At 56.5% G+C, this 21,967-nt stretch carries 17 protein-coding genes; 7 read left to right on the top strand and 10 right to left on the bottom strand.

Translation table 11 applies throughout. The features are described 5' to 3' along the window. Positions 1–239 precede the first annotated feature (239 nt). A complete protein-coding gene (locus tag JTM80_RS21910) occupies positions 240–1,415 on the bottom strand; it encodes a TRC40/GET3/ArsA family transport-energizing ATPase (RefSeq protein WP_172353492.1) in 1,176 nt (391 codons plus the stop codon). A 159-nt stretch (positions 1,416–1,574) separates the two neighbouring features. After that, positions 1,575–1,967: a DUF2358 domain-containing protein gene (locus tag JTM80_RS21905; protein WP_172353491.1), complete on the bottom strand. Its 393-nt coding sequence runs from the start codon at positions 1,965–1,967 to the stop codon at positions 1,575–1,577. 552 nt (positions 1,968–2,519) lie between these two features. On the opposite strand from JTM80_RS21905, the gene JTM80_RS21900 reads away from it, so the two are divergent. Further along, positions 2,520–4,820 (top strand): bifunctional diguanylate cyclase/phosphodiesterase, encoded by a 2,301-nt coding sequence (locus tag JTM80_RS21900; RefSeq protein WP_172353490.1) that lies wholly within the window; start codon positions 2,520–2,522, stop codon positions 4,818–4,820. A gap of 69 nt (positions 4,821–4,889) precedes the next feature. Here JTM80_RS21900 and murF read toward each other — a convergent pair whose 3' ends face one another. After that, a complete protein-coding gene (murF, locus tag JTM80_RS21895; RefSeq protein WP_172353489.1) occupies positions 4,890–6,239 on the bottom strand; it encodes a UDP-N-acetylmuramoyl-tripeptide--D-alanyl-D-alanine ligase in 1,350 nt (449 codons plus the stop codon). 385 nt (positions 6,240–6,624) lie between these two features. Between murF and JTM80_RS21890 the strand changes: the two genes are divergently transcribed. Both JTM80_RS21890 and JTM80_RS21885 read left to right on the top strand, forming a co-directional pair. Beyond that, positions 6,625–9,450: a response regulator gene (locus JTM80_RS21890; RefSeq protein WP_205370297.1), complete on the top strand. Its 2,826-nt coding sequence runs from the start codon at positions 6,625–6,627 to the stop codon at positions 9,448–9,450. Further along, complete coding sequence (locus tag JTM80_RS21885) at positions 9,447–10,832, top strand: diguanylate cyclase domain-containing protein (RefSeq protein ID WP_205370295.1); 1,386 nt, start codon at positions 9,447–9,449, stop codon at positions 10,830–10,832. Before JTM80_RS21890 ends, JTM80_RS21885 begins: the two co-directional genes overlap by 4 nt. A 112-nt stretch (positions 10,833–10,944) precedes the next feature. Here JTM80_RS21885 and JTM80_RS21880 read toward each other — a convergent pair whose 3' ends face one another. Continuing rightward, complete coding sequence (locus JTM80_RS21880; RefSeq protein WP_205370293.1) at positions 10,945–11,703, bottom strand: 1-acyl-sn-glycerol-3-phosphate acyltransferase; 759 nt, start codon at positions 11,701–11,703, stop codon at positions 10,945–10,947. A 267-nt stretch (positions 11,704–11,970) separates the two neighbouring features. Beyond that, positions 11,971–13,041, bottom strand: a complete 1,071-nt coding sequence (gene murG, locus JTM80_RS21875) for an undecaprenyldiphospho-muramoylpentapeptide beta-N-acetylglucosaminyltransferase (RefSeq protein WP_172353485.1) — start codon at positions 13,039–13,041, stop codon at positions 11,971–11,973. Positions 13,042–13,233: 192 nt separating this feature from the next. On the opposite strand from murG, the gene JTM80_RS21870 reads away from it, so the two are divergent. Further along, the gene (locus JTM80_RS21870) at positions 13,234–14,211 is read left to right on the top strand and encodes a nuclear transport factor 2 family protein (RefSeq protein WP_172353484.1); all 978 of its coding nucleotides are present in this window, start codon (positions 13,234–13,236) and stop codon (positions 14,209–14,211) included. Positions 14,212–14,517: 306 nt separating this feature from the next. Further along, positions 14,518–14,754, top strand: coding sequence for an NAD(P)H-quinone oxidoreductase subunit L (gene ndhL, locus JTM80_RS21865; RefSeq protein ID WP_205370292.1), 237 nt, complete (start codon positions 14,518–14,520; stop codon positions 14,752–14,754). A 323-nt stretch (positions 14,755–15,077) separates the two neighbouring features. On the opposite strand, the gene JTM80_RS21860 is transcribed toward ndhL, so the two are convergent. Further along, positions 15,078–15,293: a DUF4278 domain-containing protein gene (locus JTM80_RS21860; protein WP_172353482.1), complete on the bottom strand. Its 216-nt coding sequence runs from the start codon at positions 15,291–15,293 to the stop codon at positions 15,078–15,080. Between the two features lie 248 nt (positions 15,294–15,541). On the opposite strand from JTM80_RS21860, the gene JTM80_RS21855 reads away from it, so the two are divergent. After that, a complete protein-coding gene (locus JTM80_RS21855; protein WP_172353481.1) occupies positions 15,542–16,024 on the top strand; it encodes a GNAT family N-acetyltransferase in 483 nt (160 codons plus the stop codon). Positions 16,025–16,086: 62 nt separating this feature from the next. On the opposite strand, the gene JTM80_RS21850 is transcribed toward JTM80_RS21855, so the two are convergent. Then, complete coding sequence (locus JTM80_RS21850) at positions 16,087–17,931, bottom strand: ABC transporter ATP-binding protein (protein WP_205370291.1); 1,845 nt, start codon at positions 17,929–17,931, stop codon at positions 16,087–16,089. Positions 17,932–18,220: 289 nt separating this feature from the next. Between JTM80_RS21850 and cax the strand changes: the two genes are divergently transcribed. Further along, positions 18,221–19,297: a calcium/proton exchanger gene (gene cax, locus JTM80_RS21845; protein WP_172353479.1), complete on the top strand. Its 1,077-nt coding sequence runs from the start codon at positions 18,221–18,223 to the stop codon at positions 19,295–19,297. Positions 19,298–19,438: 141 nt separating this feature from the next. On the opposite strand, the gene JTM80_RS21840 is transcribed toward cax, so the two are convergent. From JTM80_RS21840 to JTM80_RS21830, 3 genes are all read right to left on the bottom strand, one after another. Further along, positions 19,439–20,164 (bottom strand): hypothetical protein, encoded by a 726-nt coding sequence (locus JTM80_RS21840; RefSeq protein WP_205370290.1) that lies wholly within the window; start codon positions 20,162–20,164, stop codon positions 19,439–19,441. Positions 20,165–20,213: 49 nt separating this feature from the next. Beyond that, positions 20,214–21,086, bottom strand: a complete 873-nt coding sequence (locus JTM80_RS22860) for an actin-binding WH2 domain-containing protein (protein WP_390820409.1) — start codon at positions 21,084–21,086, stop codon at positions 20,214–20,216. 268 nt (positions 21,087–21,354) lie between these two features. Continuing rightward, positions 21,355–21,846, bottom strand: a complete 492-nt coding sequence (locus JTM80_RS21830; RefSeq protein ID WP_225906708.1) for a tetratricopeptide repeat protein — start codon at positions 21,844–21,846, stop codon at positions 21,355–21,357. Positions 21,847–21,967: the final 121 nt, after the last annotated feature.

Raw genomic sequence — 21,967 nt, 5'->3', positions numbered from 1 at the left:
GGACGCTTGGTTCCTGAACCCGGTTCCTGAACCAAAAGCTAGACCCTGGAGAGTGGCTTAGGACTTACGCACTTGCAATTAAGGTTTCTGGGGTTTGGACGATTTCTCGCGGGCGCAGCCCGCGAGAAATCGTCCAACTGCGTAAGTCCTATGGCTGTGTAAAGTGGCTGTCGCTCTACAGGGTCTATTTCGTGGCTTGCGGCTATTTTGGGCTATTTCGTGGCTGGGGGGGGGTGCGGCTAGTTAGCAAAGCGAATTTTCAAGTAATCCTCTTCCATCTTTGCCCCGGCGGGTTGCAGCGCTGCCAATGCCTGGGGCAGCACCAGATTTCGGCGATGGTTGCCAATGCGGACGTTTAGCTCGTCGGCCGACTTGCTGAGTTCGATCTTGTCTTTGGGAATGCCGGGTAAGTAAAGCTCCAGGCTGTATTGGTTCTGTTCCTGCACCACGCGCATCGTCGTCTCTTTGTAGTAGACCTGGGCCGGGTCTTCGTCGGCATAGAGCGTTTCCTTCAGTCGCTCCAGCGCCGCCAATCCGCAAAGTTCCTCAGAATAGAGCGGCACTTCTTTCACAGGCAGTGGGTGAAAGTTTTCGTGAATTTCCTGGCGATATTGCTGCTGATTTTCCTTCCAGCGCTGAAAGAAGGGATCGCTCACCTCGTTGGGGATGATGCGGTTGGCCACCACCATGTCGGTTGCCACGTTGTAGAGGCTGAGGTACGCATGGGCCCGCAGGGATTCCTTTATCACCATCTTTTCGGGATTCGTGACCAGACGCACTGAGGTCTGGGTGTTGTCGGTCAGCACCTTTTCCAGGGCTTCGATCTGCTGATAAAACTCGTAGGGCGCGTCCATCACTTCCTGGTTGGGCAGGGAAAAGCCCGCAACGGGACGAAACAGCGGCTCTACCAGCGGCCGCAGCGCCGCAGACACCGCTTGCAAGGGCTTGTAGAATCGGCGCATATACCAGCCCGCCACCTCCGGCAGACTCAGCAGCCGCAGGGCTGTACCCGTTGGTGCAGAGTCGATAATCAGGACATCGAAATCGCCTTCGTCATAGTGGCGCTTCATCCGCACCAGGCTGAAGATTTCGTCCATGCCAGGGAGAATCGCCAGTTCTTCCGCCTCTACGCCTTCCAGACCCCGCGCCTGGAGTACCTGCGTAATATAGCGCTTCACGGCTCCCCAGTTGCCCTCTAGCTCCATCAGCGCGTCTAGCTCTGCGCCCCAGAGGTTTGGCTTGACCGGGCGCGGGTCGTGCCCCAGTTCCATGTCGAAGCTGTCGGCCAGGGAGTGGGCGGGATCAGTGCTGAGCACAAGGGTACGGTAGCCCAGTTCTGCACACCGCAAGCCTGTTGCGGCAGCCACCGAAGTTTTGCCAACGCCGCCCTTTCCGGTCATTAAGATTACGCGCATGAGTGCCCAGCGATTTCGTGAAGAATGGTTACATTCCTCTAATGTATCGGGTTTTGCAGGCAGATGGGGCGTTTGGCGCGGGATTGGAGCGAGTCGGTCAGTAGGGCGATCGCCCCTTGTCAACGCGCCAGATGCTCCGCTAAAGACCTGTTCAGAGGTTCATGAGGATCTCTGGCGAACGCTGAAATGCTGCCGCAGCACGTCGAGCCGCGAACAGTGCCAGTAGTCGATGTGGGACGTGATTAGCCCCTGTTCATTGACGGTCATTTCGCTCCAGCCTGTGATGGCGATGCGGGGCTTCCAGGGCAGCGGTGTCGTCCAACTGAGCGTCCAATCGGTGCGGATATCTGCGCCCGTTTGCTGAATCTGGTGCAGATCGAGCTGGGGGTCGAGGAACCAGGTCTGAATAAAGCCGATCATGCGTTCGTAGCGATCGCGCCCGCGAAACTCTGTCATTGGATCGCGAAAATAAACGTCCTCTGCATAGGCGCTGAAGGTCTGAGATTTGGGGAAATTACGGTAGTCCTGTCTGAGGATTTCTAGGATGTCCATTTCGCTCTTTACCTGTATTTAAAAAATAATAAATCCTCCTTGTTAATCGTGCCGGATGCGATCGCTCTAGGCTGTATTTAGCGCGAAATCCTTTTGAAGTCTTAGCCGTTTGACTGCTCAAAGAATCACTTATTCGAGTCCGATATACATCTCTCAAGAATAATTCTTCAAATGTAATTTTTCAAAAATAAGAAGATCAGTTAATCAAAATTCTAACTTTTTGAGAGAAGCAACTATCTGGCTACGTAGGCATCAATACGGAGGAGTGGCTCCGTTATGTTGCCGATAGATATGGGCTTTCAAACGGACGGAGAAGAGAGAATTTTATTCCTAAAACTGAAGTAAGGAAGCAATATTTCGACTGCTCTGAAGTATTGTTCTGATTGCTTCCAAGTTTTCCAGAAAAACTGCTGATTTTGCAATTGAGAATCTCTGGGGGCAGTCTTTGCGACTCGCAATATTTTTGACGCGAGTCGCTTTCAGAGAAGATTCAAATTTCCACAATATCAGACCGTTGTGATTTCCTTTTTCCCAGGATCGAGGCTAGTTGAGATGCAATTTGGGCAATCGAATTTTCAGGAGCGGCTGTCAGAGTCCGCGTTCCCTGAGTCAGACGAGTTCCACTTCCGCGACACCTGGCTCCCGGCACACTGCTTTCAAGTCCGAACACAGACCGATGCACTGGCGCAAGACCTATCCTCCCTTTTGGGAAAAGTATCTCAGGCGATCGCCCTGCTCAATAGCCAGCGGGAACTTCTCTGCGCCAACGCCGCGCTGGATAACCTGGCGGATCTGTGGTGGCAGCGAGCGGCGATTGAGGCAGCAGCCGACGGAATAGCCGTATTCGATGCAAAAGGAGCCTTTCGCTATGCCAACCCGGCCTATCTGCGCCAGTTTGGTTATCCACCCGATGAGACCCTCAGCCGCCAGACTTGGCAGCAGTTCTACATTCCCAGCGAAGTGCGGCGGTTTCAGCTTGAAATCTGGCCCAGCCTCAGCCGACAGCCCCAGTGGCGTGGTGAGGCGATCGCCCTGCGGCCAGACGGCACCACGTTTCCGCAGGAAATCAGCCTGACGCGCATCGCCGACAGCCATCTGGTGTGTATCTGCCGAGATATTAGCGATCGCAAACGGGCCGAAGCCGCCCTGCGAGAAGCCGAAGCCCGCTACCGCAGCATTTTTGAAAATGCCATTGAGGGCATCTTTCAAACCACACCGGAAGGACGCTATCTCAACGTCAACCCCGCCTTGGTTCGCATCTACGGCTTCAAGTCTCCAGAAGACCTAATCGCTAACATCCACAGCATTCAGCACCAAATCTACGTCGATCCAAACCGCCGCAGCGAATTCATCCGGCTCATGCAGGAACACGGGCGCGTCTCCAATTTTGAATCGCTGATTTATCGGCGCGATGGCACGCCCATCTGGATCTCGGAAAATGCCCACTGCGTCTACAACAGTCGCGGCGACCTGCTGTATTACGAAGGCACTGTCGAAGATATCACCACCCGCAAGCAGTCCGAAGAGCAGCTTTTTCTCAACGCCTTCCATGATTCGTTGACCAGTCTGCCCAACCGGGCCCTGTTTATGAACCGACTGAAGACCGCCCTGAATGCGCTGCCGCGCCGTCCGGGGCACCAGTTTGCTGTGCTGTTTGTCGATCTGGATCGGTTCAAGCAGGTGAATGACAGCCTTGGTCATTTGCTGGGCGACCAATTGCTGATCCAGGTTAGCCAGCGGCTGCAAGACTGCGTGCGGGGCGGCGACACCGTGGCACGACTGGGTGGCGATGAGTTTGCTATCCTGCTAGAAGACATTCAAAGTGCCGACGACGCGATCCATGTTGCAGAAAGGATTCAGGAGCAACTCGGCTGGGCTTTTTGCCTCCAGGGGCATCAGGTTCACATTAGCGCCAGCGTCGGCATTGCACTGAGCCATCACCGGGAAACCGGTCAGCCTTACCAAAACTTGGAAGACTTGCTGCGGGATGCCGACATTGCGATGTATCGCGCTAAGCATCGGGGCAAAGCTTGCCACGAATTGTTTGACGGCACGCGCCAAACCCAGGTGTTTACCCAGGTGCAACTCGAAGCAGATTTGCGGCGGGCCCTAGATCAGCAGGAACTGGAGCTGCACTATCAGCCGATTGTGGCGCTGCAAAGTCGCCGGGTGCGAGGGTTTGAGGTGCTGATGCGGTGGCAGCATCCCACCCAGGGACTTGTGCCACCCGGCAAGTTCATCGACATTGCCACCGAAACGGGGCTGATTCTGATGCTGGAGGAATGGGTGCTGCGTCAGGCGTGTCAGCAAATGCAGCAGTGGCAGAGGCAGGGATTGGCGGATGGGTCGATGACGATGAGCGTCAACCTGACGGAAAAGCAGTTCGTCCAGCCCAAGCTGATTGGACAGGTGGGGCGAATTTTGTCGGAAACCGGGTTGCGGCCCAACTGTTTGCGTCTGGAGTTTGCGGAGGCGCTGCTGCGAGCGGATATAGAGGCGATTGCCCAAAACCTGTACGGATTGACCGATCTGGGCGTGCAGCTTTGCATTGACGACTTTGGCATGGGCTTTTTATCCCTCAGCCAGCTTCACAGCCTGCCCATCCACAGCGTCAAGATCGACCGCTCCTTTATTCACCAGGCGGGCATCAGCGTAGAAAGTCAGGCAATCGTGAAAACCATTTTGAGCTTGGCGGAAACCCTGCGGATGAGCGTCATTGCTGAGGGCGTGGAGACGCTGGAACAACTGGTGCAACTGATGGCAATGGGCTGTGAATACGGCCAGGGCTATTTGTTCTCGTCTCCGGTTGATCGAGCAATGGCGGAGTCGCTGCTGCTCAAGAAGCAGCTTTAGAGCCAGCTTTAGCAGCCGTCAAAGACCTGTGATTCGTAAGATTGTGCGTTGCGGAAGCGAGTATCGTCTTCATGGCGTGTCCAAAAACCAACTTACCACCTGATCTAGCCCAACGGCGCGGGAGGCTTTGAACAGGAGGCGATCGCCCGCAGTCACGTTCTGCCTCAGCCAGTCTACGACTTCGGCATGGGTGGTGAAGCGCTCGGTGGGAATGCCCCTGGCTCCGACAGCGAGGGCCTCGGCTTCGGCGGGGTCAGCCAGGATTAAAAGCGCGTCTAGCTTGAGGTCTTGCACCGCCGCGCCGACCTGCTGGTGAAATTCGAGGGAGCGATCGCCCAGTTCCTTCATCGTGCCCAGCACCGCAATTCGGCGAGAACCGGGCGTATCTGCCAGCAGCCGCAGCGCCGCCAGCATAGACTCCAGCCCCGCGTTGTAGGTTTCATCCAGAATCACTACATCATTGGGCAAGTCTAGCCGCCGCGCCCGTCCTTGGGGCAATTCCACGGTCAACCCAGCGGTGAGCGGCTGCCAGCTTAGCCCCAGCAGTTTTGCAACCGCCAGCGCTGCCAGATAGTTCAGCGCGTTGTGGCGGCCCGGCAGCGGCAGGGGCAGCAGGGTGTCGTCAACCCGCAGCGTGTGAGCATCGACCAGTTCGCCCCGCAGGTCGCCGCCTTCTAGCCCGTAGGTGATTGTTTTGCCGCGCCACACGCGGGCGGCCGTGTCCATCAGCCGCAGATTGTCGTGGTTCAGCACGGCTGCGCCCGCTGAGTCTAGCTCGTGGAGCAGTTCACATTTGGCCTCGGCGATCGCCTGCTCAGACCCCAGCCGCCCGATGTGGGACGTGCCGACGTTGGTAATCACCGCAATATCGGGTTCCGCGATTTGTCCTAGCAGTGCAATTTCGCCTGCCGCCCGCATTCCCATTTCGATCACGGCAAACTGATGCTCGGGCCCCAGTTCCAGCAGGGTTTTGGGAACGCCGATTTCGTTGTTATAGTTGGCGCGGGTTTTGAGGACAGGGCCGCGGGTTTCCAGCACGGCGGCAATTAGCTCCTTAGTGGTCGTCTTGCCGACGGAACCCGTGATAGCCACGACGGGCCCAGAAAACTGCCGCCGCCAGAGCGTGCCTAGCTGCTGATAGGCCGACAGCGTGTCGCTGACCTGGAGCATCGGCCCGACTGCATTGGGGGGAAGGTCAGACACGACAGCGGCGATCGCCCCCTGCGCTAGAACCTGCTTGACAAAGGCATGACCATCGAAGCGATCGCCTCGCAGCGCCAAAAATAGATCCCCCGGACTGAGGCTGCGGCTGTCGGTCGTCACCTGGGCGATCGGCGTTTGATTCACCTGCGCAGACCAGTGGTGCAACCGAGCGCCCAGATTTTGCGCTAACCTGCCCAGCGGCATTGAAAACGGCATAAGCTTTCTTCGATCCGGATTCTGCATCAAAGCAAGATCATACCGCGCCATGCCTCTAGCCACGGTTTAAGCTGCGAGCCGCTGCGCTGACTTTCTCCAGACAGATTGGGGCTACAAATTGAACCCACAGATTGGGTTCATTGACAACCGCAAGACTGCCAATCTGGTTGCTAGAAACAACGTTAGCCCGTTGCTAAATTCGGGAAATATACGGGTATCTCTATTACCTCTATCTCGAACCTTGGCATCTAGCCTTATCGGTCTGTTTTGATTGACCTGTCCAGTCTACTGGCAGTCCGTTGCAAGCCCTGCCATTTTGACCGCGCTGTCTTCATCCGTCCCCCCTCTCTGGCCCCGCTGACTCATTGCAACCGCTTCAGACTCTATGGGTGTTTTTAATTCGCGCCTTGGACGCAAACTGCCGCTTCAGGCACTCTTGGTTTTACCCTTTTTGCTACAGCTTGCTGGAACGACTGCGCTCATCGGCTACCTGTCCTATCGCAATAGCCAGAGAGCGGTCAATCATTTGGCACTGGAGCTACGCAATGAGCTGACTGCCCGCATTCAGCAGGAGGTAAGTACCTATGTCGAGTCGCCTTTTGTAATCAATGACCTGAATACAATCGCCCTTCGACAGGGGGACTTAGACCCTTCTCGCGCCAAAGGGGTGTACATATTTTGGAAGCAGAGCCGCAGCTTTCCAGCGAACAACCTGATTTACTGCGGCGTTGAAGACGGCTCCTTTATGGGATTAGGGCAGTTTAGGGGCAATCAAGGTGTATACGTTCTAATATCTAAGCCAAGTCCCCAGCGTTTTTACCACTACTACCAGATTGATGAGGTCGGTAATCGAAGTAGCCCAGTTGGGTCGCTAGACTGGGAATATGATCCCCGCACCCGCCCTTGGTATCAAAAGGCGAAGCGACAGCAAAAGCCAAACTGGAGCAACATTTACCTGGACTTTGACGATCAAGTGCCCGTGCTAACGGCTAGCACGCCCGTGTACGAGGAAGGCTCAGGACGGCTATTGGGAGTCTGCGCTACAGACCTGGTTCCCTCTTTGGAGTTAAACCATTTTTTGAGTCAACTGAAAGTCGGCAAGACCGGGGAAACCTTTATTCTCTCCCGAAAAGGTGAGCTAATCGCTAGCTCTACTGCCGACGAAGAGAATCTGCTGATTAATGCTGGAGAAGACATTCAACTTTTGCCTGCCCGTGATAGTCAGAATCCCCTGGTTAGCGCAACGGCTCACTACTTGGAACAACAGTTTGATGATTTGCGGCAGATCGACCAAGTGCAGCAGCTTGAGTTTCGGCTGCTGGGGGGCGATCGCCAGTTTGCCCAAGTATCGCCGTTTCATGACGAGTATGGGCTGGACTGGCTGATTGTGGTTGCCATACCCGAATCCGACTTCATGGCTGAGATCAACGCCAACAACCGTCTGACGCGGTGGCTCTCGCTAGGGGCCCTGGTGCTGGCAGCGGGCATCGGTGTGCTGACTAGCCGCTGGATTGCTCGCCCGATTTTGAAGCTGAATCAGGCAGCCCAGGCGATCGCCGAGGGTGATCTGGCGCAAACGGTCGAGGTCAACGGCATTGCCGAACTGGAAACTCTGGCCCAATCCTTTAACCAGATGGGACACCAGTTGCGCGACTCCTTCGATACGCTGGAGCAGCGGGTGCAGGAGCGCACCGCAGAACTGGCCGAATCAAACCGGCAGTTGGAATTGGCCAAAGAAAAGGCAGAGGTGGCAAACGAAGCCAAAAGCACCTTTATCGCCAACATGAGCCACGAACTGCGATCGCCCCTGAATGCAGTGCTGGGCTTTTCGCAACTGACCCTGCGCTCTAGCAGTCTGCCGCCAGACCAGCGCGAAAATGTGGGCATCATCTATCGCAGCGGCGAATATCTGCTAACGCTGATCAACAACATTCTGGACATCTCCAAAATCGAAGCGGGCAAAACCACGCTTAATCTCAAGAGTTTTAACCTGCATCGGCTGCTCAGCGATTTGGAAGACATGCTCTACTTGCGGGCTGAGAGCAAAGATGTGCTGCTGACGGTCACCCGCAGCGATGACCTGCCGCAATATATCCAAACCGATGAAATGAAACTGCGCCAGGTATTGATCAATCTGCTGAGCAACGGCATCAAGTTTACGCAGGCAGGTTCCGTATCGCTGCATGTCTCTACCCATCCGCCCAGCCCTACGCCGCTAGTGCTTCCGGCTCAGACGCTGCCTGCCGCCACTCTGCCGATTTACTTTGAAGTGCGTGATACAGGCGTTGGCATCGCACCGAAGGAATTGTCCCATCTGTTTGAAGCCTTTACCCAAACTCAGGCGGGCAAGGAGTCGCAGGAAGGCACGGGGCTGGGGCTGGCGATTAGCCGCAAGTTTATCCATCTTATGGGCGGCGATATTGCTGTGAGTAGTGAACTGGGAGTGGGCACGGCGATCGCCTTCTATATCCAAGCCAGCCTCTCGGAGGCGGCCCCGCTCGATCTGCAACCTGCTCGGCGGCGTGTGCGGGGGCTGGCTTCGGGACAACCCACCTACCGCATCCTGGTGGTAGACGACAAAGAGGTGAACCGCCGTCTGCTGGTGAAGCTGCTGAGTCCGCTAGGGTTTGAAGTCCGCGAAGCCAGCAACGGTCTGGAGGGCATCGAAATCTGGAATGATTGGGAACCGCATCTGATCTGGATGGATATGCGAATGCCCGTGATGGATGGCTACGAGGCAACCCAGCGGATCAAGGCGACGACCAAAGGCCAGGCAACCGCCGTGATTGCTCTGACGGCCAGTGTGCTAGAAGAGGAAAAAGTGGTGATTTTGTCGGCGGGCTGCGATGATTTTCTTCGCAAGCCGTTTCACGAACAGAACATTTTTGATGCGATCTCCAAGCACCTCGGCGTGGTCTTCCTGTATGACGAAAGTGAGTCGGGCAGCCGAGAGCAGGAACCGCCAGCCGACCTGCACTCGCCAGATTTGCAGGATCTGCCGGATGCCTGGAAGGCCGCCCTGTACACCGCAGCCCTAGAGGCTGACAGTGCCCAAGTTGAGGCGCTGATCGCCCAAGTTTCCATGACCCATGCCGCCCTAGCCCAAGATCTGAGCCAATGGAGTCACCAGTTTCGCTTTGACAAAATCCTGGAGTGGGTTGAAGCACTTCCTGGTTCAACCGCCCCTATTCCTGATGCTGAGCAGCTATGAACCCTAGTCCCAAGGCTGAACCCAAAGGCAGCGTCCTCCTTGTAGACGATATCCCCGAAAACCTGCGGCTGCTGACCGATATCCTGACCCAGCAGGGGTATCAGGTGCGGAGCGTCACCAGCGGCGCGATGGCCCTGCGCACGGCCGTCGCCAAACCCCCCGATGCCATCTTGCTGGATATCAAAATGCCCGACATGGATGGCTATCAGGTTTGTGAGTCGCTCAAAGCAAACGAGACGACGCGGGACATCCCGGTGATTTTTATCAGCGCCCTCGACGATCTGCTGGATAAGGTCGAGGCGTTTCAGGTGGGCGGGGTGGACTACATTACCAAGCCGTTTCAGGTGGAGGAAGTCGTCGCCCGCCTCGAAAGCCAGCTTACGATTCAGCGGCAAAAGCAGCAACTTCAGCAGGAAGTTCTCATCCGTCGCGAGACAGAAGAAATTCTCTACCAATCGCGGGCGCTGCTGTCTAGCATTTTGAACAGTTCCCTCGATGGCATTGCGGCGATGCAGGCGGTGCGCGATGTGGGCGGCACGATTGGCGATTTTCGCTGCCTGGTGGTGAATCCGGTGGTGGCGAAGATGCTGGGCAAAACCCGTGAGGAACTGATTGGCAACTTGGCTCTGCGGCGACTGGTGCAGCAGATTGATCCGGGGCTGTTTCAGAAGTTTGTGGACGTGGTGGAGACGGGCGAAACGCTGGAGAGCGACCTGGCCTATTCCACCTCAGAGGGCGATCGCTGGTATCACTACATTGCAGTAAAGCTGGGCGACGGCTTTGCAGTGACGGTGCGCGACATCACCAGCCGCAAGCAGATTGAGCTAGCCCTGCAAGCCGCGAATGAAAAGCTAGAAATCTTGGCGAATCTGGACGGGCTGACGCAGGTGGCCAATCGCCGCCGCTGGGATGTGTGCTTGGAACAGGAGTGGCGACGGTGTGCCCGCGAGCAGCAGTCGCTGTCTCTGCTGCTGTGCGATGTGGACTATTTCAAGCGCTACAACGATGCCTATGGACATCAGGCGGGGGATGACTGCCTGAGGCAAATTGCTGGGGCGATCGCCCAGGCTGCCAAGCGTCCGGCTGACTTGGTTGCCCGCTACGGTGGAGAAGAGTTTGCAGTCTTGTTGCCCAATACTACTGCCGACGGAGCCGCCCAAATTGCCGCGCTAATTCAGGCTGCGGTGCGCGATCTGGCCATTGCCCATTGCCAGTCCGACATTAGCGATCGCGTTACCCTCAGCATTGGTATTGCCACTCTGATTCCTCATCCAGAGGAGTCGCCAGAAACCTTGCTCATGGAGGCTGACGGTGCGCTCTATCGGGCAAAGGAGCAGGGGAGAAACCAGGCCGTGCAGGCGATTGCCAGCGCTGTGAGATAGGCTGCAGTGGAATCGGTTGCAATGAGATGCTGTGGAATCCTCTGCAGTGAAACCGGTCGCGGTGGAAGAAGTTATAGTGGAAGAATTTGCAGAAAATCTTGCTACTCCGCGCCTAAGCCGCCATTTCAGACTTGTGGGTGGCTATCAGGCTCCGAGTTTCTGGGCTGGGGCTGAGGCGCTCTAGCGCATGGCGGAGATCGGCAGTCAGCCGTTTTGCCCCCTGCTTGGGCGGCTCCTGGAGATAAGGCTCAACTCGGATGGGGGCACCAATGTTAATCGAAACCTGACAGCCCCAGCGGGGAAGCGGCTCGTCGTAATGCAAATGAATCGGTACGACCTGTAGGCCCAGTCCGGGCTGGCTGTGTTCTGCCTGGAGGGCGAGGCGAGCTAGCCCAGGCTTGAGCGAATGCACCAGCCGATCGCGGAAAATGCCGCCTTCTGGGAAAATCACCAGCATTTCGCCCTGCTGCAACAGTTCTAGCCCAAACCGCAGGCTGGCAACCCCTGGCTGGCGGGGATTGACCGGAAAGCCGCCCAAGCGGCGAATGAACCAGCCCTGAAGCCCTTTCACTTCGTCGGCCGTCACCATGAATCGCGGAAGGCGACCTGTGACACTTGGCCCAGTGGCATGGGGAACGAGCAGCGCATCCCACCGCGCCCGATGGAGCGGCGCAAGGATGACCGGCCCTTCAGCAGGCAAGTGGTGTTGCCCATGAATCTCGATTTTGCCGAAGTAGGCCGGCAGCAGCAGGCGATTCCCCAAAGGATAGGCGATCGCCGACAGCCAGGGCGACACCTTTGAATTCACTTTGCTTTCTCGATTTGTGACAGAGGCAGTCAAAGGGTCGTCGGTTGGGCGATGTAAAACCATAGAGCAGGAAAAAACCAGCAAAAACAGCAGGGATGATTTGGATTGAGCCAAAAACTAAGCTCTGCGTTCGCCTGCCTGCACCAAGTTCGACGGAAGAATGCTCCCGATCGCGCTATGAACCCGATGCAAGCGAGGGCAAAACGCAACTGTTCATAGCTTAGGGCGATCGCCCTTGGAACTGATCTCCCAAAAGGACAGTTGTGAGGGTGTCCTGTTGAAACTGGTGCCAGACTTATGGTTCACATTTGGTTCACATTGAGCCAAAAACTATATGCCAACGGTCTTTTGAATGAGCTTGGCAAGCTGTTCGGCGCTGTCGGCGATCGCCAGTCGTCCAGCGGCTTCAGCCATTTCTGTCCGTTGGGGCGATCGCATCAGATCCAGCACCTCGGTCGTGAGCATTTCGGTCGTGAGATCCTTTTGCTGAAACACTTTGGCCGCACCCGCCCGGACGAAAGCAGCGGCGTTGACAGTCTGGTGGTCTTCGGCTGCGAAGGGATAGGGAATCAGAATGGCGGGCAGATGGGCGATCGCCAGTTCTGTCAGGGTGCCTGCGCCGGAGCGACTGATAGCCAAGGTTGCCCGATGGAACAGCGCCGCCATGTTGTCATAAAAGGGCAGCGCCAGATATTGCGGGTGGCTGAGGCTTTTGGCATCGGGGTCCGAGTCGCCTGTCAGATGGACGATCCAGAAGCCTGCCTCAAACCAGGCGGGCGCACACTCGCGCACCAAGCGGTTCACCGCCACTGCGCCTTGGCTGCCACCGACAACCACAATCAGCGGCACGTCATCGGGAATCGGCAGTTGCAGCGGCGGCAGGGCCGAGGGCGCGAGTCGAAAAGCGTCGCGCACGGGCGTTCCAACGTGAACCGCCTTGGCGCGGGGCAGCCGCTGGATCGTCTCCTCAAAGCCCACTGCCACGACGCTGCACCAGGGACTCAGCAGCCGCGTCACTTTGCCAGGTAGGGCGTTGGATTCGTGCAGAACTGTGAGCAACCCAAGCGATCGCGCTGCCAGGATGGCCGGAGCCGCAATGTAGCCGCCTGTGGTAAACACGCCCTGAAAGTTGCCCTTTTGCAAGAGCGATCGCACCTGCACCACCGACCCCAACAGCCGCGCCAGGGTCTTTAGCGTGCCCAGGCCCGGCTTCCCCTGAAAGCCCTCCACCTGAATCGTGTGCAGGGGATATTTTCCTGGCACTAGCTGCGTCTCCAGACGGTTGGGCACGCCCAGCCATTCGATATGGCAGGGAGTCTGATGACGGGAGAGTTGCTCAGCGGTGGCGATCGCCGGAAACAGGTGTCCGCCCGTGCCGCTGGCCGCGATCAGGAGCTTCATGGAGGGTGGGGTGGGGTGGGGGTGGGTTAGGAGAAGTTCCGGATTTCGTGACGAACAGCGTGGATAGCGTCTACACTGTGTCTGGAATTGCAGCGCCTCTAAAATTCAGTGAGTTGCTCGAAGGTTCTAGGTTTCGAGCGTGGCTTGAGAAAGGCTTGCAGCCCAAACGTTTTAGTATCCTACCCCATCCTTATGCAGAAACCCCCTGAATTTCCATTGCCCCAGATGAATCGCCTGAATGGGCTATTGGTGCGCCCCGTCGGGCGGGCAGTAGCTTTGCGGCTGGGCCTGACGCGCCGAGACTGGCGGCGGGCAAATTTGGTGATTCCGGCGGTGCTGCTGGGGGTGTTGCTCAGTTGGGCGGGTCGCGTGGGGGCCCAGACTCCACCTGCGCCGGCGGAGCCTGCTGCACCCGCGCCCGCTGTGCGGCCTGCGCCGGAGGAACTGACGGAGGCGATCGCCCGCTTGGATGCCGCCGCCAGCAGCCGCAACCTGCGAGATGTGATGCGCCTCTTCAGCCGCAACTTTACCCATGCCGACGGGCTGACCTATGACACACTCAGCACTGCGCTCCAGCGGTTTTGGCAGCCCTACCGCAGCCTGACTTATCAAACCGTGCTGGATTCCTGGGAGCGGGATGGCAATGCGCTGGTTGCCAACACCACCACGACGATTACAGGCACTCGCGATATCAACGGACGCATCGTGACGCTGAATTCCGTGATGTCTACGCGCCAGCGCTATGAAAACGGACGCATTGTGTCTCAATCAGTGCTATCCGAGCGTACCGAAGTCTCCAGTGGAGATTTTCCGCCCAGCGTGCAGGTTCAGCTTCCGGCGCAGGTGCTTGTGGGGCAAAGCTTTGATTTTGACGTGATCGTGCAGGAGCCGCTGGGCGATCGCCTCTTGCTGGGCGCAGCCATTGAGGAAACTGTGAATGCTCAGGGCTATCTCAGCGCCGCGCCGTTGAACTTGGAACTGCTGTCGGCAGGGGGTTTGTTCAAAACGGGGCAGGCTCCTGCGCTACCGAGCGATCGCTGGATTACCGGCGTGCTGGTTCGCGAAGACGGCATTGTGCAGCATACTCGTCGTCTGCAAGTCGTGGATGATCCGTCCCTGATTACCACGCCAACGCCTGCGCCGCGCCGCCGCCTGCCTCGCCTGCGATAAGCAATCCTCTGAGCTTTGAACCGGCAGCTTTAGAACCGGCAGCCTTAAACTGGGTCATTGCGCTGGCAGAGGATCTGCCTCCCGCAGAGCCATCCTGCGTTCCAAGCCTGATTACGCCCGAAGCGCTCATCATCCAAAATTCTTATGGAACCTCTAGGGAAAACGAGTTGCCCGGTCACGGTTTTCACAGATTAGAGGCGATAGAATTTGGAGAGCTTAGGTTAAGCTTCTTTGGCAAGCTGCCCTGCCCGCTTGTCTGCTGCAAGCCAAAATCGCGAAACTATCGAAACCCAAAATCGAAAGCCGATGCTCACCATTTCCGACTCCTTGCCGCTGGTTCCCCTGCTCTATGTCGCGCTGGCAGGTGCTTATCTGCTGGTGCTACCGCTGCTGACGATGCTGTATCTCAAGCAGCGGTGGTATACGGCTGGCTCCATTGAGCGGCTACTGCTCTATTTCCTGGTGTTTTTCCTGTTTCCGGGATTGCTGCTGATCAGCCCGTTCCTCAATTTTCGTCCCGAAAAGCGACAGTTGGAAACTTGATAGAAATCTGAACTGAATGCCTGAGGGGGGATTAGCGGCTTTGGTGACGCAGATAAGCTGAGGCCGCCGTAACGGTTGTGACAGTGACAGTGCTTGCCGAGGATCAGCGGCTTTTGTGACGCAGATAAGCTGAGGGGTTGCCAGGTAATTTTTCAGCCTGTCTGATACGATCCAAAAGTAACACTGGGTCAGTTGAGATAAGGAAGAGCGATCGCCAGTGAGTGAAAGTGCGATCGCTCCAAGTGCAGCTAGATTTGGTTAAGTCAGGAGAGAGTCGCTAGGCAGACCAAGCTGAGAGATCCTGAAGTAGATCTAGTGAAGCTTTAGAGGGCGATCGCCGCTGTGTTGCTGAAGAGAGGAGCCGCTTCAGGGCGATACTGTGCGCCACGATAGGTGAGGTTGACGAAAGGCTGAACTGGCAGTTCAGAGGAGTGGCGCATCGTCATCTCAGCGCCGCGATAGTGTCCGTAAAAAGATTGGCTGGTAGCAGGCAGTTCGGCGCAGGGGGTATATTCGGTGCCGCGATAGGTCAGTTGCATGGTTGTGTCTCCTAGAGGGTGAAGCGGGGTGCGCCTCGTTTGATGTCTCTGTTATACGGCGATCGCCTCTGGCAGCGCGATACTGAAAAGTTATGGACTTATCGCCCCTACGACTCCTTAACTTTTCCGCTCGCCTGATGGAACAGCGCTAACCCCTCTTTTTAGCTGAGCTTCTTTGCCTGGGGTCTCTTTAACTGAGTCTCTTTGCCTGAGCCATGACTGAGCCATGACTGAGCGATGACTGAGCAATGGACGCAATCTACAAAACCTTTCGGATTCGAGATTGGCAGCCAGGTGACCGCGCCGTTGCTGCCGAGCTAATTTACACGGTGCTGGCGGAGTACGGACTCGGCAGCGAACCTAACGGAGCCGACCAGGACGTGCTTCAGGTGGAAACGGCGTATTGGGCAACGGGTGGCGAATTTTGGGTGGTGGAGCAAGCGAGCAGCCTCGTCGGCACGGCGGGCTACTACCCTATTCGCCGGGGTGAAAATGCCGTCGAGATTCGCAAAATGTACCTGCATCCCAGCGTGCGCGGCCAGGGCTTGGGCAAGTTTTTGCTGATGGAACTGGAGGGGGCGATCGCCCGCAGCGGCTATACGCAAATCTGGATCGAAACCGCCAGCGTCTTGAAAGAAGCCGTCCTGCTCTACGAGCGACAGGGCTACGAACCCGCCAGTGGGGTAGAAACCGCAAGGTGCGATCGCGTCTATGTGAAATATCTCGCTTGAGATTGCAGGCGCATCATCCTTGCAGGCGGATTGCGTTTGGCAAACCACACCAAACCACGCGCTTAACCTTCCAGCATTTGCAGCCGATACAAACTGGCATACAACCCGTTTTGTGCCAGCAGATCCTCATGGCTGCCCGATTCCACCAGTTGTCCTCGCTTCAGCACCAGAATCCGGTCCACGCTGCGAATCGTCGAGAGGCGATGCGCGATGATAATGGCGGTGCGCCCTTCTAGCAGAGTTTCCAATGCTTCCTGAATCAGGGATTCCGTACCCACGTCCAGGTTTGCAGTCGCCTCATCCAGCACCAGAATTGGCGGATTGCGGATGGCAGCCCGCGCAAAGGCTAGAAGCTGCTTTTGCCCACCCGACAGGTTTGTGCCGCGCTGCCGCAGCTCTGTGTTGTAGCCTTGGGGCAACTGCTCGATAAATTTTGCCACGTTCGTCTGCTCTGCCGCCCGCTGGATGTCCGCCATTGAGTAGTTTTCGCCCAGCGCAATATTGCCCTTCACATCGCCCGCAAACAAAAATCCGTCTTGCAAAATTACCGCCATCCGCCGCCGCAGTTCTGCCTGGGGCATTTCGCGAATGTCTATGCCATCCAGCAGAATGCGCCCGCTCGTTACTTCATACAGCCGACACAGCAGGCGAATGATCGAGCTTTTGCCCGCGCCCGTCGGCCCCACCAGCGCCACCTTCTCGCCCGGAGCAATGGTGAAGTCCAGATCGCGCAGCACCAGTTCATCCGCTTTGTAGCCGAAAGAGACGCAATCGAATCGAATTTCGCCGGGGGTTTGGGTAGAAGCAGGGAAAACAGACGGGACTCCTTGCTCCCCGACCTCCGGATCGCGGATTTCGATTGGCTCGATCAGGATATCGCTGACTCGCTCCAAGGCAGTAAAGCCTGCCTGGATGGCGGTGAACTGTTCAGCAAATTCGCGCAGGGGATCGAAGAGGCGCTGGGCAAAGAGGATAAAGGACGCTAGGGTGCCAAACAGGAGGGACTGTTGCAGCACCAGCACGCCCCCCAGCCAAAGCACAGCGGCGATCGCCACGAGCGAAATCCATTCCAGCGTCGCCGACACCAGCGAGTCGAACACAATCGTGCGATCGACTTCTTTGATGTAGCGCTGGTTGATGGTGCGAAAGAGTTCGGCATTAAACGCCTCCCGCCGAAACAGTTGCACCACGTTAATGCCGACAATATTCTCTTGCAGCGTGGCATTGAGCGACGACAACTCTTCGCGGGCCCGATAGTTGGCCTGCCGATATTTCCGCTGAAAGTAGATTGTGAGGATGGTAATGGGAATCAGCATGGCAATCAGCATGGATGCTAGCCGCCATTCCAGCGTGAACATCGTCAGCGCAATTACAATGATGGAAAAAAGATTGCCGATGATCCCGATCGCTCCTGTAGAAAACACGTCACCTAGCGCATCTACATCACTGGTCAGGCGCGTAATCAGCTTGCCCACGGGAGTGCGATCGAAAAAGCGAGTGGCCAGCGACGTGACGTGGAAAAACAAGTCATTGCGAATGTCAGCAGTAATGCGCTGGCCCACCTTTTGCACTAGAAAACTCTGCAACCCATCGAACGTCAGCCGCACCACAATGGTGATTAACAACAGCACCACCAGCAGATTCAGCCCTTGTGCCAGGGTCAATCCCCGCAAAAAGCCTAGCACTGGCTCATTGCGAATCAGCGAAATCGCCTGCCCCACCAAGATCGGCTGCACCGCATCCCCAATCGCCGTCGGAATCAACATGATTAGCGAAATCAGCAGCAGCCGCTGATGCCGCATAGCGTAGGGCAGGAGCATCTTGAGCAGTCGCCAGTCCGTCGGGCGCTGGGGGCGACGGGTCGGGCTTCGCTCCCATTCGGAAGGGTCTGCGGAGGATGGGGTCATGGATTGGGGCAAGGTGAGAAATGCACAAGCTTAACTGTAGCGTAGTGTAGGGAGAGAATGATGGGTAAGGCAGGGAGGCGTGGGGATGATGAGATAGCACTCCGCCCGTCCCTTACCGTTCCTCAGTAGTGCTACGGATTCAGTGGCAGATGAAGTGGACGGAAGCGCCACAAACGCTCGGCGGTCAATCCAAAATCGCAAATCCAAAACAAAATCCAAAATCGAGAATCAACATTCTCCCTCCTAATCCCCGGCTCTATACCCCAACCAACCTCTTCCTCTCCTCTCTATGCTGCTCAAACGGTTTCCTGCGCTGGTGCTGCTGGTCTTTATCCCGATTTCGCTGCTGGCGCACGGGCAAGACTGGGGCGATGCGGCGGTGTTTGTGACTTCGGCGCTGGCGATCGCCCCGCTGGCCATCTTCCTCAGCCGCGCTACTGAGGAGCTAGCCCTAGCGCTGGGGCCAACGGTGGGCGGGCTAATGAATGCTGTGTTTGGCAATGCGACGGAACTGATCATTTCGCTGGCGGCCCTGCGGCGTGGGCTGGTGGATCTGGTCAAGGCGAGCATTACGGGCAGCATTTTGGGCGATTTGCTGCTGGTGCTGGGGCTGGCGATGCTGCTGGGCGGGCTGAAGTATAAAGAGCAATCGTTTGAGCCGATTGTGGTGCGGGTGAACGGTTCATCCATGACGCTGGCGGTGACGGCGATCGCCTTGCCCACGATTGTCATCAATACGTCCAACTTCGTGGATGCACAGGACATTGCCAACCTGTCGATCATTGTGGCTGTGGTGCTGATTGTGGTCTACGGGCTGACGCTGCTGTTTTCACTAAAAACCCACAGTTACCTCTACGACGTATGCAAGGCCAAGCAAGATCCACAGCTAGAGGAAAACGGGCGATCGCCGCTGTGGGTGTGGATAGGAGTGCTGCTGCTGGCGACAGTAGGGATCGCCGTCGAGTCGGAACTGTTTGTGGGCGTGGTGGAAGAGGTGATTGCCGACTGGGCGCTCACGCCGCTGTTTACGGGCGTGGTGCTGCTGCCGCTGCTGGGCGATGTGTCTGGCTATGTGACTGCCGTGCGCGTGGCGATGAAAAATAATATGGATTTGCCTGTGTCGGTAGCGATGGGGTCGAGCCTGCTGGTGGCGCTGTTTGTGGCTCCGGTGTTGGTGCTGGTGGGGCAGGCGATGGGGCAGCCGATGGATCTGGACTTCAACCCATTTGAGGCGATTACCGTGGCGATCGCTGTGTTTATCGTCAACTTGATCAGCCTGAACGGGCGATCGAACTGGCTGGACGGGACGCTGCTGCTGGCGACCTACGCGATTCTGGCGGCAGCGTTTTATTACCATCCGGCGTAGAGCCGTCCAGCATTCGATGACGCTATTCTCAGTCCACCCAGTATTCTTTGCTCAGGTCTACCCAATCGTTCACCCAGAAGTTCACCGAGACGTTTACTCAGGCGTTCACTCAGACGTTCACTCAGACGTTCGCTCAGGCGTTCACTCATTAGACCATCGGTTCGAGAGAGATTCACTCGGCATGAACTCAGACAACTCCTGCTGTACGATGATCCCAATGCTCAACGCTTCAGTTAAAAACTGTCCATATTCATTCGCCGTTGCATTTTCCTGAAGCGTCTGCAACATAGCCAGATTCTGGGCGATCGCCTCTGCAAGTTCTGCGCGTTTGGCAATCATCTTCTGGTGCTTTCGCACAATCCTTTCGGTGGTCAGGGCGCAGATCAAACTGGAGCGAGTCGCATCCAGAGCCTGAAAAATTTCCTGTCGATCCACAGGTTCGTGATGGTTCGCCCGCACGGAATCCAACTCTTCCATTAGGGCGATCGCATCAATGATTTCGTTGTGTCGATCGACTTGATCGAGCAAATGCGAAAGCTGGCTCAACTGCTTTCCCTGCCGCCAGAGATAGCCATTCCACAGCGCAAACAAGCCTACGGCAATTCCCAGAGAAATCGCCAGGAATTTATCCAGATCTTCTCCGGTGAACCCCGGCAGATTTCGAGCAATCACCAAACTGACAGGCAGGCAAAAAATAATGGATAGCCCCAGCGTTAGCACTTCGCTCATCAAGAGCGATCGCAGCCGTCGCCGCGACCGCAGCACCGACGGACGAATCGCCCGCCCCATAAACGTGTCGCTAATATCCAGCCCCGTCAGGCGTTCGAGTTCATCCTCGGTAATCCGGAGGTTTGTCAGAGAAGGCATAGTGCCAGGGGTCGAGGGTTAATGCAAGCATTGAGCCAGAAGCCACGCGCTAGAAGCCGAGGAAATTAAGAATTATGTTAAAGACTGCGCTGTAAAAGTTGCCCTCGATCTGGCGGAACAACTGAAACGCTTGACCCGGTGCGCCAAAGAAGGGTCGAAGCGTCCAGCCCAACTGACTACCCACCAATGCATACAACACCAGCCAGAAGCGGAGCAACTTGAGGCGGGTGTTGAGCAGGTCGCTGTTATTTTGGGTAGCCAGGCTGCTGTGTTTGGCAGAAACCCGCACATCATCCGGTGGCGCAAAGTCTCGGAATTGGGCAGGGCGATCGCCCGCTTCGTCCAGTTCGTCTATCTTATCTAGTTCACCTGATTTGTAATAGGGATCATAATCGGGCAGTTCGCCCTTGGGCAGCCCCTCTGGCTGGAGTCTAATCGCATCCTGCTCTGCAAGCGATCGCATTCCGTGATAAAACAGCCGTATCCCTACCAGCCCAGTCAGCCCAAAGATGCCAACATTCAGCAGTTGGAAAAAGGTATAGTCATGAACCGAAATCAGGAAAAATAGCGTAATCGGCGCAAAGCTAAACAGCAGCACGCTGATGGTCGCCATTGCCGTCATCAACAGCGCCACGTACTGGCTAAATTTCAGCCGCGAACCAAACAGCACATCAAAGAAAAACAGCGTTGGCAGACAGATAGCCAGCGTCAGCAAATACAGTGCGGGCAGTTTAATCGCCGATGCAATCATCTGCATCCAACTGCTGGAGGAGCCGATAATGGCACCATAAATTGCGAAAAAGAAGCAGCTTGAAATCAGCAGCGATACGCTTTTGCGCTCGACTTTGAAATTGCGGCGAATATCGTCGATAAAATCTGGGCGATCGCGCAACAGAGACAGCAACACGGCAAAATGCTTCATCTCAGGAGCCTCCAGCGGCAAATCGCCAGGTTCAGAGTTTTTGGTCAAGGGATAGATGCTTCGTGCTGGAAATCGAGCCGGAAAGCACTACGGGGACTAATACGCATCAGGCAACAGGGATTCCGGAGAACCCGCCCATGACCCCTCAAGTCTTGATGGACTCTCAAGACCGAGTAAGCTACCGTTATCGAGTCGTAGCGCGTTTGAGCCAATCCCCCTTAAATCCCCCTTGGCTAAGGGGGACTTTGATTAGGGGGTCTTTTCTTACTTATGCCGAGATCAGTTTGCGCTTGAGCCAGATGTCTTCGCGGGCGTGGAGATAGCGCGGATCGGGGCTGAGGGCGATCGCCTGCTCAAAGTTTTCCAGCGCGTTGCCGTAGGCCTGCATTTCGGCAAATAGCAGCCCCCGGTTAAACCAGGTTTGATGATAGTCGGGCTGCATCGCCACGGCGCGGTCGTAGGAATCCAGCGCTTCGGCGTAGCGCTTCAGACCGCACAGGGCATTGCCACGGTTGTTCCAGGCTTTGCAATAGCTGGGGTCGAGGGCGATCGCCCGGTCAAAGGCTGCCACGGCTTCTGAAAATTGCTCCGTTTCGCACAGGGCGCAGCCATGTCCGTCCCAAAATTCCGGTTGGTTTTGATTGTGATCCAGATTCATCGTCATTCTTGCCTTGGGTGCAATAGGGTTTCGCAGGGTGCAGGGCGTATGGTTTGCAGGGTGGCGGTTCGCGGGTTCGCAATCCGCCCCGGCAATTCGCATTCATTCTGCAAATTCATTCTGCAAAAAATGGCAGTGCTCCTGGAGACGGCTTTCTAGCCAGCCCAAGTGTGGTTTTCTCCGCCAAATGCGGGCTTTGCCCATTCCGTTTGGCAGGACGTTG

This window comes from Thermoleptolyngbya sp. PKUAC-SCTB121 (assembly GCF_016919485.1).
GTDB classification, from domain to species: Bacteria; Cyanobacteriota; Cyanobacteriia; order Elainellales; family Elainellaceae; genus Thermoleptolyngbya; species Thermoleptolyngbya sichuanensis.
This window is presented reverse-complemented; position numbering and strand designations above follow the sequence as displayed.